Genomic DNA, 13,516 nt, shown 5'->3' with positions numbered 1-13,516 from the left:
GGGGAGACGTCGAAGCGGGACCAGCGGTCAGGAGCTGGGGGCGGCGGCGTTCCGTGACTGCAGGAACTGTCGGATCGCGAGACCATGCTTCTCGACATCGAGGAACCAGATGGCGACGGCCGTGAGCGCGAGCAGGGCGATCGGCGCGTATATATAGGCGAACTCGATCGCCGAGATGGCGGAGGCAGGTTGCTCACGCAAGTCGGCGTCGTAAGCGCCGAACGCGAGGATCCAGCCAGTGCCCGCAGCGCCAAGGCCGGCGCCGATCTTCTGGCCGAAGACGACCGCGCTGTATGTGAGGCCGTCGATGCGCACGCCAAACTTCCACTCGCCGAAATCAACGACGTCGGCGACGATTGCGAACAGTGCCGCCGAGAACGGGATGCCGCCCACACCGCGGATGAGCAGACCCGCGAGCACCACGCCGAGATTCTCGGGGGCGATGGCGACCACGATCGAACCGGCGATCTGGATGGCGATGCCGGCCAAGAACATCCGGCGCTTGCCGAAGCGACCTACAAGAGCCGGCATGAACACGATGCCTATAAGCAGCGGCGCCAATGCCGCCAGCGAGAGCGTTCCGAAGGCCGCCGGGTCACCCAGGATGTCGGCCGCGAAGTAGACGCCGGCCGCCTGGTTCATGCCGTTGAAGAGGTAAAAGCCCACGAATAGTGCCGCCGCGAGCCAGAAGTAGCGGTTGCGGAAGAGGAAGCCGAGCAGTTCCTTGACGGGGCGCCGGGTGCTGCTGAACTCGTCGGTCGGGCGCAGTCGCTCGCGGGTGCCGAAGAACACGGTGAGCAAGGCGCCAAGGCCCAGTACGGCATAGATAGAGGCCGTCGTGGTCCAACCCTGCTGGCCGCCGCCGAGCGCCCCGACGAGCGGGAAGGTGGCGTACGAGACCGCGAGGGTGGTGGCGATGGCAGCGAAGAAGCGGAAAGTCGTGAGCGTGACACGGGTCGTGGAGTCGGGGGTCATCACCGAGAGCAGAGCGCTGTAGGCGACGTTGGAGGCAGTGAAGAAGACCGCCATCACGAGGGCGTAGGTGACGAAAGCCCATACGACTTTGCCGGTGTCGTCAAGGCCGCTCGGCACGCTGAACATCAGCACGAAGCACATCATCAGGGGTAGCGCACTCCAGAGGATCCAGGGGCGGGTCTTGCCCCAGCGGGTCTTCGTCTTATCGATGAGCACGCCGACAACAAGGTCGACAACGCCGTTAAGCAACTGGCCGAGCAGGATCGCTGTGCCGGCTATGGCGGCGCCGATGCCTGCGATATCGGTGAAGTAGAACAACACGAAAGAGGTCGCCGGGGCGAACACGAGGTTCGATCCGATGTCTCCGGCGGCGTACGAGAGTTTCTCTCGCATCGAGACCCGGCCAGAGAGTGGTGGCGCGGACGTCTTAGTGGTCATATCAACTTCCTTGTCGAGACGGGAGTACGATGTTCTACGTGATTGTCACGTGACAATGACACGCTATGCGGACAATTGTCACGTGTCAACTTCGCTTCGCTACGCTGGAAGTATGAAGGTCGAGGGTATGCGGCGGAGACCGCCAACCAGCAAGGACGTGGCGCAGCTGGCTGGGGTGTCTCGCTCCACCGTCAGCCAGATCTTCAACCGAGGAAGCGACCGCTTCGATCCGGCTACGGTCAAACGAGTCACCGACGCGGCCGCCGAGCTCGACTACCGGCCATCGCAGGCCGGCCGCAATCTCGCCAGCGGCCGCAGCAGCACCGTGGTGGTGCTCGTTCCCGACACCACCTTCAGCTACAACCTGCAGGACATGGTCGACCGGATCACCGCCGACGTGCAGGACTTCTCGATGAACGTCGTACTCCGCTTCTTTCGCATCGGCCGGGACGATGTCACTCCACTGCTGGAGATGCAGCCTTTCGCCGTGATGGACTTCGCTGGTCTCTCGCCCCGGGACGTTCAGCGACTGGCGCGTAACGGTACGGCGGTGGTACCGGATGACCGCAGGTCGATCAGAGTCGGTGTCGACGACGTGGGGCGAGCCCAGGTCGACCTGCTGGCTGAGTGTCGCGTCGGCCGCCTGCTTTACGCGCGACTCCGAGACGAGCGTAGCGATCCCTACGGTCCGCCTCGCGCCGATGCGGTGCGGCGGCGTGCCGAAGAGCGAGGCCTGCCGAAACTCGAGATCGTGGAGGTTCCGCTCGACGTTGAAGGCGCGCAGATCGCTCTCGCACCGTACTTGGTCGATGGCACGGCGATCGCCGCCTACAACGACGACGTAGCGATCGCGGTGCTCGGGGCGTGCGTCGATCTCGGTTTCGATGTTCCCCGCCAGGTGCGGGTGGTCGGAGTCGACCACACCCGCATCGGTCAACTCGTGCGACCGCGTCTGTCGACGATCGCGATGAAAGGCGAGGAACTCGTTGACGAGGTCGTCAAGCAGCTGCGGGCGGTGGCGGAGCATCGCGACGTCCCCCCCATCCGGGTGACCGGCATCGCCCGGCCGGTTGTGGGAGACACGACCTGAGAGCGGACTTGGATTCTAGTGCGAGGGGTGGAAGAAGATACTCGCCTTCTGGTGAGGCGCCGATCGCCGGGTGGCCATGGCAGTGGGCGAAGACGTGGGAGGTTGGCTAGTTGATCTCCGAAAACACACGGAGCGGGCGTCGAAGATCTCATTGACGGCTAGCTCGGGTCTGTCGTAACCAGAGAACACCGACCCCACCCACAGATGGAAGCTCCAGTTCGCCTTGTTCTGCTCGCGCACGAGATCTCCGGTATTTCGGTGATCTCCGGCCGTCGCCGCTACGGCTTCTGATTGGGCTGGTCACCTGCCAAAGTCGTTGTCGCGGACCTTTTCTCAGAGCCGCCGGGCCTTTTCTCAGAGCCGCCACGCCTCTTGCAGATCGAGGTTGAGCCCGCCGTCAGCGGGCCGTCTGCTCACCTTGTGAGCAGACGGAGAGGGGCGGCCGGGGTGACGGTCTCGATGCGCGTGATGTCGGCGGGCGACGGTTACAAGTACCTGCTGCGCACCGTCGCGGCCAGCGACGGCGATAGGTCGCTGTCCACCCCGCTGACGCGTTACTACAACGCCGAGGGCACCCCGCCGGGCCGCTGGCTCGGCGCCGGGATCGCCACGCTCGGCAGTGGGCGGATCAGCGCAGGCGATCACGTCTCCGAAGTGCAACTCCAGCTCCTCGTCGGTATGGGCCGTGACCCGATCACCGGGGAACCGCTTGGCCGTGCATATCCCGAGTACCGAACTGTGGCCGAGCGGATCGAGGCGCGCAGCGAGGCGCTTGATCCATCCCTCGGGCCGGCGTCACGTGCGGAGGCGGTCGCGGCGATCGAAGCGGAGGAGGCCGCGCGTGGGACGCGACGGGCGGTTGCGGGGTTTGACTTCACGTTCTCGATCCCGAAGTCCGCGAGCGTGCTGTGGGCGGTTGCGGATGCCGGGACGCAGATGTTGATCGCGGACGCACATCATGCGGCGGTTGCGGAGGTGGTTGCGTTCATGGAACGGGAGGTTGCAGCCACGCGCGCGGGCGCAAGCGGCCGCGACGGCGCGGTTGCACAGGTCGACGTCGCAGGTCTGGTCGCCACCGCGTTCGACCACTATGACAGCCGGGCGGGCGACCCCCATCTGCACACGCACGTCGTTATCAGTAACAAAGTCCAGGCCGTCCTTGACGGGAAATGGCGGAGCCTGGATGGGCGGCCGATGCACGCGGCTGTCGTCGCGCTCTCCGAGCTGCACGAGGCGGTCTTCGCGGACCACCTCACCCGGATGCTCGGCGTCTCTTGGGAGGTGTGGGATAAAGGTCGCGACCGGAACCCCGCGTGGGCGATCACCGGGGTGCCGGAGGCACTGGTCAAGGAGTTCTCCACTCGTGCCCGGCACATCGACGCCGAGACCGACCGCCTTATCGAGCGTTACGTCGAGACTCATGGGCGGCGGCCGTCGCCGGTGACGATCATGAAGCTCCGCGCCCAGGCCACGCTCTCCACTCGGCCGGAGAAGGAGGTGCGGTCGCTGGCCGCCCTCACGGCTTCGTGGCGGGAACGGGCCGGGAGGGTGCTCGGGTCGGATGCGACCTCGTGGGCGCGCGGCGTGACGGTGAACGAGGAGCCGTTGCTGTTGCGCGCCGACGACGTGCCTTTGGACGTGATCGGCTCGCTCGGGGTAGACGTCGTGGCTGCGGTCGGGGAGAAGCGCTCCACTTGGCATCGCTGGAACCTCACCGCCGAGGCCGCTCGGCAGACAATGGCCTACCGGTTCGCGTCGACCGAGGATCGCGAAGCCGTCGTCGGAATGGTCGTTGACGCTGCCGAGGCGGCCTCGCTGCGCCTGACCCCGCCGGAGCTCGCATCCAGCCCGGCGGAGTTCCGTCGTCCGGACGGCACGAGCGTGTTCCGTCCGAAGCACTCCGCGCTGTTCTCCTCCGAGGTGCTGCTGGCCGCCGAAGACCGCCTCCTCGAGCGCGCCCGCACTACCACGGCGTCGACGGTGTCGCTGACCACCGTCGAACGAATCACGAAACGGCCCGACAGCAAGGGCCGGGTGCTCGGTGACGACCAGGCAGCCGCGCTGACGAAGATCGCGCTCTCAGGCCGGATGGTTGATGTACTGGTCGGCCCGGCCGGTGCGGGGAAGACGACGGCGATGTCGGCATTGCGACGGGCATGGGAGCACGAGCACGGGCACGGCAGCGTGGTCGGGCTCGCGCCGTCCGCAGTCGCCGCGCAGGTCCTGGCCGATGACCTCGGCATCCAGACCGAGAACACGGCCAAGTGGCTCGACACCCACGACCGCACCGGCGAGACGTTCCGCAAGGGACAGCTCGTCATCGTCGACGAGGCGTCACTGGCGGGCACGCTCTCCCTCGACCGCATCACCACATTGGCGGCGGAGGCCCGGGCGAAGGTGCTGCTGGTCGGGGATCACGCCCAGCTTCAGTCCGTCACCGCCGGGGGCGCGTTCTCCCTCCTCGTCCGCGACCGCGACGACGCCCCGGAGCTGGTCGACGTGCACCGGTTCATCAACGTGTGGGAGAAGACCGCATCCCTCGCTCTGCGGCACGGCCGCACCGACGTCATTGGCACCTACGCCGAGCACGGCCGCGTGATCGGCGGGGAGACCGAGGAGATGATCGACGCCGCCTACACCGCCTGGCGCGCCGACACCCTCGCCGGGCGCGCCAGCGTCCTCGTGACCGACTCCAGTGAGTCCGTCCAAGCGCTCAACAACAGGGCGCGGGCTGATCTGATCCTCGACGGCACCGTGAACGCCCGCCGCGAGGTCGAGCTGCACGACGGCACGAGAGCCGCGACCGGGGATACCGTCATCACCCGCCGCAACGACCGCCGCCTGTGCACCGGCCGGTCCTGGGTCCGTAACGGCGACAGGTGGAATGTCACCGAGGTCCGCGACGACGGCGCCCTCACCCTCCGCCGCGCAGGCAAGCGATGGGGCGCATCGGTCGTGGTCCCGGCCAAGTACGCGGCCGAACATCTCGACCTCGGCTATGCCGTCACGTCTTACCGGGCGCAGGGAATCACGGTTGACTCCTCGCACGTCCTGGCGGATGCGTCGATGACCAGAGAGACGTTCTACGTCGCCATGACGCGCGGCCGCGAGCAGAACATCGCCTACGTCGCCGTCGACGAGCCCGACCCCGCCCACGATGGTCCGCATCCCGGCGACGACACCGAGGTGACCGCCCGGAGCGTGCTGTTCGGGGTGCTGAAGCATGTCGGTGCCGAGCTGTCGGCGCACGAGACGATCACTGCCGAGCAGGACACCTGGTCCTCGATCGCGCAGCTCGCTGCCGAGTACGAGACCCTGGCCGCCGCCGCACAACACGACCGTTGGGCCGCGCTCATCCGCTCGTCTGGGCTCAGCGACGACGACGCAGACGACGCGATCGCTTCACCCGCATTCGGAGCGCTGACCGCCGAGCTGCGGCGGGCAGAGGCGAACCAGCACGACATCGAGGCCCTGCTGCCGCGCCTCGTGCGAGCGCGTGGGTTCGCGGACGCCGATGACATCGCGGCCATCCTGCACTACCGCGTCGTTAAGGCGACCGCGCGGCCGGCGGGGTCCGGTCGCGCGCGGAAGGCACCACGCTTGATTGCAGGCCTCATCCCCGAAGCCACCAGCACCGTGCCGTCCGAGATGCGGCAGGCGCTGACCGAGCGACGCGACCTCATCGAGACCCGGGCCGACGCGCTCCTCGATACCGCGCTCAACGAGAAGCACGAGTGGACCACGAACCTCGGCTTCCAGCCGAAGCAGGCGCGAGCGGCGCACGCATGGCGGAACGCGGCTCGCACGATCGCTGCCTACCGCGACCGTTACGGCGTCACTGGGCCTGCACCCCTCGGAACACCCGCTGAGGCCGACACGCAGAAGCTCGACGCTGCCCGCGCCCGCGCCGCGCTCGACCGGGCTAAGAACCTCGCCCAGGCCGAGCAACCCGACCAGGAACGTCCGCGCCGCATGGGAGCACAGCGAGTCGGACCGTCGTTGTAGTCGGTGCCGTGCGGGGCCGGGGCGGTCAGGCGGTGCGCGGGTAGTCGATGGTCAACAGTGAGTCGTCCTTCAGTCCGCGGAGCACCTGCTCAGTCACCTCGCTGATCGTCACGGCTTTCGCATGCCGGGGAGCCACGTCATCGTCCTGCGGGCTCCATGCCCGAAGGACGGCCAGGCGGCTGGCATGCGGAACCTGGGTCGGCAGTTCACGGAGCCAGGTCAGCCAGTCTTCGGTCGCTATTTCGCCGTCAACGGGGTCGTCGCTGCCTCGTCCGATCAGGGAGTCGCAGTCGCACATGCGCTGAGTCAGCGTGAACACGACCGAGCTCGCGCGCACGCGGCTTGACGCGATCCGAAGCTCGGAGACCTGCGGTGCGACGCCGATCTGCTCGGCGGTGAACCGCTCGAACTCAGGCGTGAAGGCGGCGGCGTTCACCGCCCACAGATTCGTCGCACACATGCCTTCATCTTCGCACCGAGCGGTCATGCGCTCTCGGCTCGATGCGCGCCATCGAGCTACAGGACGCGCCCCTGCCGGTGAGGAGTTCGAGCGATGTCTGGTTCGCGCTCGACCGCCTGCCCGCGACCACGTGCGGGCGGGTCAAGGAGCGCGGTGACGTCTGTGGCACTGGTGATGAGCGACGCGATGCCTTCGCGCAACAGCCGGTGCGTGCCGGCACTCGACACGCTAGTCACCGGGCCGGGGACTGCGCCGACGGGACGGCCGAGCTGCGCAGCGCGGGCAGCGACGTTGAGGGAGCCGGAGCGGTAGCCCGCCTCCACGACAACGGTCACACCGGAAAGGGCGCCAAGGATGCGGTTGCGGGCGAGAAACCGCCACTTGGTCGGCGTCGCGCCGGGCGGCATCTCGCTGGCAAGCAGCCCGAGATCTCCGACTCGTTCCAGCAGCTCACGGTTACCGGACGGGTAGAGCCGATCCAAGCCGCCGACCACCACGGCGAGGGTCTGCCCGCCTGTGGCGAGCGCGGCTCGGTGTGCGGCGGCGTCGATGCCGTAGGCGCCGCCGGCCACGATGATTCGTTCGGCATGAGTCAGATCGGAGGCGAGCTCGCCTGTGACGTGCTCGCCGTAGCTTGTGGCGGCGCGGGCTCCGGTGATCGTCACGCGATCGCTCAGCGGCGCGGTGAGGAACGAGGATGCGCCGCGCACCCACAGGGCAGTCGGGGCACGGTCGCTCAGGTCATTCAGGGCGGTCGGCCAATCGTCGTCGCCGGGGATGAGGATGCGCAACCCGAGACGGTCGCTCTCCGAGAGTGCCTGCGTGACCGTGCGGGCATCGATTCGTGGGGCAACCTTGTTGCGCCACAGCCCGGCCTCGACCGCATCGACCTTCTTCGGGAACGCGCCGGTACCAGCTGCCAGGCGCACAGTCTCGACCGCGCCAACCGCTGCGAGGAGCCTGCCCGTCACCGCGTCGTCGGGCTCCAAGGTCGTAGCCAGAGCAACCCGTCCGGAGCGTTCGTCCTTGGCGAGAGAAGTGATCGTGACCATGCCCGGCTCCCGTCCGTGTGTGCCAGATAGGTGCACGAGCGCCACCCGAACGAGCGGGCGCACCTCTTACGGATGTCGCCGGGGAGTCGTACCCTGGGAGCGAGGCAGATTCCTCCTTGATATGGCGTCCCACTACGGACAGGCCTTCGGGCCACTCTCTACGCACTGTCTCGTCACCTGACCGTGCCACGAGAGGACAATGCCATGATCCGGCTGCTCTGGGAGCTCAGCGCCCATGCCCGCTACTACCTGCGGCGCTACATGCCGACCAACATCGCGCTCGACGCGATCCGTACCCGCCGTGGTCTGAAATGGGGCCTCCCGGCGATGCTCCTCGCCGCGCCATATCTCCTCGGCGTGTACTACTGCGTCACCGTGGTCGAGGACGGCGGCCCCGGCTGGCTCAACCTCGTCGTGCTCCTGTTCTGCTGGAACGCGCTCAAATTCCTCGCGATCGGCCCGATCAGCGTCATCCTGATCGTGCGCATCCGCATTCGGGAAGCCTTCGCCGGCCGAGGCGCGCTCCGCCAGCGAGAGGCGTTGGAGTCAGCCGAGTCCGCAACAGCCGGCACGGTTGAGGGACGGAACCACGGCGGAAAAGACCTAGCCCTAACGACGAGGTTGACGGGACACTGAATACGCTCCGCGAGGCAAGCTTACCTGTCGGAGCGTCCCGGTAGAGTGTGACCTATCATCTACATCAACTCAGGGAGCTGCGATGAGTACCTCAGAATCCTTGTTCGGGATGCTCGCTGTCAGCGGGCAACGTCCGGAGCCTGAGCCGCGCCCTCGGCCCGCGCCCTCGACACTTACGGCTACGATCGAGACCTCCGATCACGGGTTCGGATACGTTCCGACGATTATCTCCAGTGTTGGCTGATGCCGCTTCGAGCTGCCCGGCGATCACTGTTCGTCGAACTCGCCCGCTCGTCGCCGATCAGAGCGGAGCGAATGCGCGGCACGGCGACGCTCACCGAGTCCATCGAAACGTCCGATTCTGACGAGTCAGTTGCTCCTCTCGTCTTGACCTCTCGCCAGTAACCTTGGCTCTTGAAGCACCGATCATCATCGGACATCGAGAAGACCCGCACGTTGTAGTAGTTGCAGATGCGCTTGTGGCGCGTGGCCACGGACCGTTCATAGTCGATCTGGAGTCGATCATGGATGATGGCGACGGTTCGGGACTCGTGATTGGCGACACCGGTTGCCTCGTGAACGCGGAGGGAGAGTCGATCGACCTCGATCGTCCCCGCGCCGGATGGTTGCGGCGTTTTCACCGTGCTGATTGGGGCCTCGGGGTTGAAACCGGTTCGGTGGAGGCTCTGGAATTGGGCACGTGGCACTCGGCCTACTCATGGCTGATAGATGCGGCCAACGTCAGCTGGGTTACAGAACCGCGTGCGCTTAGAGGCGCCGAGTCGAAACTGACCCAGTGGCGGACGGCGCGGACACTCGGTGTCCCTTACCCTCGAACGATGGTAACCACGAGCAGAAGCGCTGTCGTGGCTGCCTTCTCCGAGGAGGTGGTGGTCAAGCCACTCGGGACCGGTCAGTTCGTTGCCGCCGGCGACGTCAAGACCGTGTACGCCGAACCAATGATGCCGGACGATGATCGCTTGCGCGCCTTGAGTTCTGCGCCCTTCATCATCCAAGAACGCCTGCATGCATCTAGGCATCTCCGCGTGGTGACCGTTGGAGATCGCGTATGGGCGGCCGCTCTGGACGTGCAAGCGAGCGCTCCAGCAGATTGGCGACAGAGTTCGGCTAATCACTCGGATTTCAATGAAGTCAACGATGTGTCGCCGATTGTTCGGGATGGGGCTGTAGCGGTCGCGCGAGAGCTGGGGTTGGGTTACACAAGTCAAGACTGGATTCAGGAGCCTGATGGCAAGACGTTCCTCATCGATGTGAATCCGGCTGGACAGTGGCTCTTCTTGCCTCGCGTGATTGGCGCCGCCGTCGCCGAAGCGATCGCAGATCTACTACTCGTGACCTCATGAGTATGGCGGAGCTTCGTGACGAAGCGCGCATGGTCGCAAGCACAGTAGCTGGACTCCTCTTTGGTAGAACCGTGTGGCTACCGGAAGAGGAGGCGCCCGACACGAAGTGGATTGATGCGACTCACAAGCGAAACATCACCGTCGTTCGCGATATCTATCAAGATCGTTTGAAATCCGAATCGGAAGGCGTCGAATCTGTGCGGCGCCGTGCTGAGTTCGCGCTCACCGCGATTATCGCTGCGGTAGGGCTCAGCGCAGGTGCTTTCGAGCGGCTTTGGGCTGTCACTCCGGACTCTCCCTGGCCGCTCATCATCTGGATTATTGGTGTTCTAATCGTCGTCCTTTCTATCCTGATCTTCGGGGGCGTCGCGGTATCGAAGAAGGTTTTAGGCGTCGTGGACGTCAAAGAATTCGCCCACCTCAAGGACGGACAGCGCGAGGAGCTTCGTCAGTACGTCTGGGCAACGTACGTGACGTCAAGGACACGTCGCGCGATGGTCACGGTCTTCCGTGATGGGTTCCTGATCGCGTTGCTTGGCTTGGTATTGCTCGCAGTCGCTCACGCCGTATCGTGGGCAGCTCCGCTGGATGACGCTCCCGCGCCCGTAGTCGTCAACATCATTAGTCCTTCTCCCACTCCATAAATGGACGTCGAAGTGACTACGTTCACAGGGTTTTGGGTCCGAGAAGGTGTCGGTCGGCGCCAGGAACCCGCTTCAAGTGTCAGGGGTGACATGAGACGACCTGTATCGACGGGTGGGCTGTCTGCGAAGATGGCAAACGGCGGACCTTCCGGGGGCGTGGGGTCGGACGCATCGCCCGATCTGCGTGACCCGTCCATACCGCAACAGCGGTTGCGTGCCTCGTCTCGAGAAGCACCCGGACGGCATCGCTGCGTGTCATAGGCTTTGAGACTGTAGGGATGAACGAAGAACAACGGTCCAACCCTCACGGTCTCGAACCGCTCCTGAACATCGACGAACTCGCCGGCTACCTCGGCGTGCCCGTCTCCACTATCTACGACTGGCGTACCAACGGCAAAGGCCCGCGCGCCTACCGCTTCGGCAAGCGCATCATGTTCGGTATCACCGACATCCGCGCCTGGATGGACACCATGCGCGAGCCCGCCGCCCCTTCCGGGGCTGCCACCTTTCCTGGAGCGGGGGAGGGAGCGCGTGGGTAGGCCCCGCACACCGATCGGTACCTTCGGCGTCATCGCCATCCGCGCCCGGCCGAACGGCAACCACGTGGCCCGCGCCCGGTACCGGGACTGGGACGGGAGCAACCGACTCGTCCAAGCCACAGGGCCCTCACGCGCTGCCGCGGAGCGCAAGCTCAAGCAGAAGCTCGCCGAACGCTCCCTCTACCAGCCCGGATTCAACGGGATGAGCGCCAACAGCTCGTTCCCAGAGCTCGTCACGTACTGGCTGGAAGACATGGAGATCGAAGACCGCCTCTCCCGAACCACGAGGAATCTCTACGAGCGGGACATGCGCGCCCTCGTCTTCCCTGCATTCAAAGACCTCACGCTCCGGGAGATCGGGGTCGCCCGTTGCGACTACTTCCTCAAGCAACTCGCCAGACGCAGCTACAGCCGCGCCAAGCACGCCCGCGTCGTTCTCCGACTCGCGCTTGCGCTCGCGGTCCGACACGAGATCCTGCCCCGCAATCCGATGGACCACGTCTCCCGGCTGCACCGGAAGAAGACGATCCCGGACGCGTTCACGATCGGCGAGGTGCAGGAGATCCGTGCCGCGATCAAGGCCTGGGAGTCCCGGCGGATAGTGGCGGGTCCGAGGCCGGATCGGCAACTCGGGCAGATCGTCGAGGTCATGCTCGGCACCTCCGCCCGCATCGGCGAAGTCCTCGCCATCCGCCTCCAGGATCTTCACGTGGATGACCCGATCCCGACGGTACGGATCGCCGGGACGATCATCAGCCGCAAGGGTGAGCCGACGCACCGGCAGGATCATCCGAAGACGGATCGCTCGGTTCGCCGCGTCGCACTGCCGTCGTTCGCGATGCAGGCGATCCGCTCGCGCCTGCTGCGTAGCAGCGACACCGAACCAGGCGCGCTGTTGTTCACCACGCGGGTCGGGACCCCGCACACGACGAACAACATCCGTCGGCTCCTGCGCGACGTGATGGACGCGGCCGGGATCGAGAACGTCACCCCGCACCGCTTCCGCCGCACCGTCGCCACGGTTGTCAACGACGCGCAAGGCGCGCTCCTCGCCTCCGAGCTCCTCGGGCACACCGACCCGCGGATCACGATGCAGCACTACATCCAGCGCAGCGAGACCGTGAACCCCGCCACGGCTGAGCATCTCGAGCGGGCGTTCGGGACGGCAGGATGAGGCCTGTCGCGGGCCGAGAGGCGTGCGATCCGATGGGGTGTGCCCCCGCTGCTGGACTTGGCGCGCCTCCGAGCTCGGCAGGGCTGTCCATGGCAACCTTGAAAGAAAGTAATGACCCACGGGACGGAGTGCGGATGCGCCGCGTACGAGTCGGTCGTCACAGCGTTCAGGTGTCCGAGGTTCTCTCCTCCTACTGGCATTTTGCTGCTGAGCGGCAACATGTCTATCACGCGAGGTTACGAGGAGAACCGGGGCCTTGGACCGATGATCCGGTTATCTCGCGGTTTCGCTTTACGAACGCGTATCGCGCGGCTGACCGTGTCTCACAGGACTTGATCCGCGTAGCTTACGAAGGCTCTCAGAACGCAGCTGACGTTGTGCTTCGGGTCATGCTCTTCCGCTTCTTCAACAAGCCATCGACGTGGGAGGCGCTGGAGTCACGGTTTGGCGAGATCACGGCCGATTCGTTCGACGTCGATACGTTCAGTGGTGTTCTCGATCTTCTGCTCGCGCGCGGGGAAAGGGTGTACTCAGCGGCCTACATCGTCCCGCCACCGCCCTTCGGCGCAGCTCGTAAGCACCGCAACCATTTGCTACTGATCGAGCACATGATGAGATCAGGAGTGGTGGCGCAGGTCGAGGCTGCCAAGTCGCTTCGGGAAGTGTTTGAAACGATTGCGTCGTACCCGTCGCTGGGTCCTTTCCTTTCCTATCAGCTTGCGATTGACCTCAACTACACTTCGGTCATCGATTTCGATGAGAACGACTTCGTTGTCCCGGGCCCGGGTGCACGCAGCGGGTTAGCGAAGTGCTTTCCAGATCTCAATGGTGCATCCGCTGAAGATGTGATTCGTTGGATGGTCGATACACAAGAGGACCAGTTCGACCAGAACGGAATCCAGTTCAGCGATCTCTTTGGTCGCGCGTTGACTCTCATTGATTGTCAGAACCTCTTTTGCGAGACGGACAAGTACGCACGAGTGATGCATCCTCACATCCGTGGCGTCGGCGGCCGTAGTCGGATCAAGCAGCAGTTTGCGCCTCACGGGCTGCCTGCGACACCGTTCTTTCCGCCTAAGTGGGGAATTAATGAGCGCGCTTCGGCCGATCTCGCCGAGCCTGCGGTGACTGCCTGAGCC

Annotated in this window: 12 protein-coding genes; 8 read left to right on the top strand and 4 right to left on the bottom strand. The window is 65.4% G+C overall.

Going from position 1 to position 13,516, the window contains the following annotated elements; all coding sequences use genetic code 11:
• Positions 1-27 precede the first annotated feature (27 nt).
• The gene (locus D7I47_RS14010) at positions 28-1,413 is read right to left on the bottom strand and encodes an MFS transporter (protein ID WP_120763629.1); all 1,386 of its coding nucleotides are present in this window, start codon (positions 1,411-1,413) and stop codon (positions 28-30) included.
• 112 nt (positions 1,414-1,525) lie between these two features.
• Here D7I47_RS14010 and D7I47_RS14005 point away from each other — a divergent pair, with 112 nt between their 5' ends.
• Entirely contained in the window at positions 1,526-2,503 is a 978-nt protein-coding gene (locus D7I47_RS14005; protein ID WP_170154388.1) for a LacI family DNA-binding transcriptional regulator, read from the top strand.
• Positions 2,504-2,962: 459 nt separating this feature from the next.
• Complete coding sequence (gene mobF / locus D7I47_RS14000; protein WP_227001000.1) at positions 2,963-6,508, top strand: MobF family relaxase; 3,546 nt, start codon at positions 2,963-2,965, stop codon at positions 6,506-6,508.
• Positions 6,509-6,533: 25 nt separating this feature from the next.
• On the opposite strand, the gene D7I47_RS13995 is transcribed toward mobF, so the two are convergent.
• Positions 6,534-6,944 carry a hypothetical protein gene (locus tag D7I47_RS13995; protein ID WP_227000706.1) on the bottom strand — a complete coding sequence of 137 codons (411 nt, stop codon included), beginning with the start codon at positions 6,942-6,944 and terminating at the stop codon, positions 6,534-6,536.
• Positions 6,945-7,024: 80 nt separating this feature from the next.
• Positions 7,025-8,020, bottom strand: coding sequence for a DNA-processing protein DprA (dprA, locus tag D7I47_RS13990; protein WP_120763999.1), 996 nt, complete (start codon positions 8,018-8,020; stop codon positions 7,025-7,027).
• 204 nt (positions 8,021-8,224) lie between these two features.
• On the opposite strand from dprA, the gene D7I47_RS13985 reads away from it, so the two are divergent.
• Positions 8,225-8,656, top strand: a complete 432-nt coding sequence (locus tag D7I47_RS13985) for a sulfate permease (RefSeq protein ID WP_227000704.1) — start codon at positions 8,225-8,227, stop codon at positions 8,654-8,656.
• A gap of 224 nt (positions 8,657-8,880) precedes the next feature.
• On the opposite strand, the gene D7I47_RS14830 is transcribed toward D7I47_RS13985, so the two are convergent.
• Positions 8,881-9,150, bottom strand: coding sequence for a hypothetical protein (locus tag D7I47_RS14830; protein WP_157981741.1), 270 nt, complete (start codon positions 9,148-9,150; stop codon positions 8,881-8,883).
• A 372-nt stretch (positions 9,151-9,522) separates the two neighbouring features.
• Between D7I47_RS14830 and D7I47_RS14825 the strand changes: the two genes are divergently transcribed.
• From D7I47_RS14825 to D7I47_RS13965, 5 genes are all read left to right on the top strand, one after another.
• On the top strand, positions 9,523-10,020 hold the full coding sequence (locus D7I47_RS14825) for an ATP-grasp domain-containing protein (protein WP_157981740.1): 498 nt from the start codon (positions 9,523-9,525) through the stop codon (positions 10,018-10,020).
• Positions 10,017-10,664, top strand: coding sequence for a hypothetical protein (locus tag D7I47_RS13980; RefSeq protein WP_157981739.1), 648 nt, complete (start codon positions 10,017-10,019; stop codon positions 10,662-10,664). Before D7I47_RS14825 ends, D7I47_RS13980 begins: the two co-directional genes overlap by 4 nt.
• A 278-nt stretch (positions 10,665-10,942) precedes the next feature.
• Positions 10,943-11,203 carry a helix-turn-helix transcriptional regulator gene (locus tag D7I47_RS13975; RefSeq protein ID WP_170154387.1) on the top strand — a complete coding sequence of 87 codons (261 nt, stop codon included), beginning with the start codon at positions 10,943-10,945 and terminating at the stop codon, positions 11,201-11,203.
• Positions 11,196-12,377, top strand: a complete 1,182-nt coding sequence (locus tag D7I47_RS13970; protein ID WP_120763625.1) for a tyrosine-type recombinase/integrase — start codon at positions 11,196-11,198, stop codon at positions 12,375-12,377. Before D7I47_RS13975 ends, D7I47_RS13970 begins: the two co-directional genes overlap by 8 nt.
• Positions 12,374-13,513: a nucleotide kinase domain-containing protein gene (locus tag D7I47_RS13965; protein ID WP_319592667.1), complete on the top strand. Its 1,140-nt coding sequence runs from the start codon at positions 12,374-12,376 to the stop codon at positions 13,511-13,513. Before D7I47_RS13970 ends, D7I47_RS13965 begins: the two co-directional genes overlap by 4 nt.
• The last annotated feature ends 3 nt before the right edge of the window (positions 13,514-13,516 follow it).

This window comes from Protaetiibacter intestinalis, from assembly GCF_003627075.1.
In the GTDB taxonomy this organism is placed as follows: Bacteria; Actinomycetota; Actinomycetes; order Actinomycetales; family Microbacteriaceae; genus Homoserinibacter; species Homoserinibacter intestinalis.
This window is presented reverse-complemented; position numbering and strand designations above follow the sequence as displayed.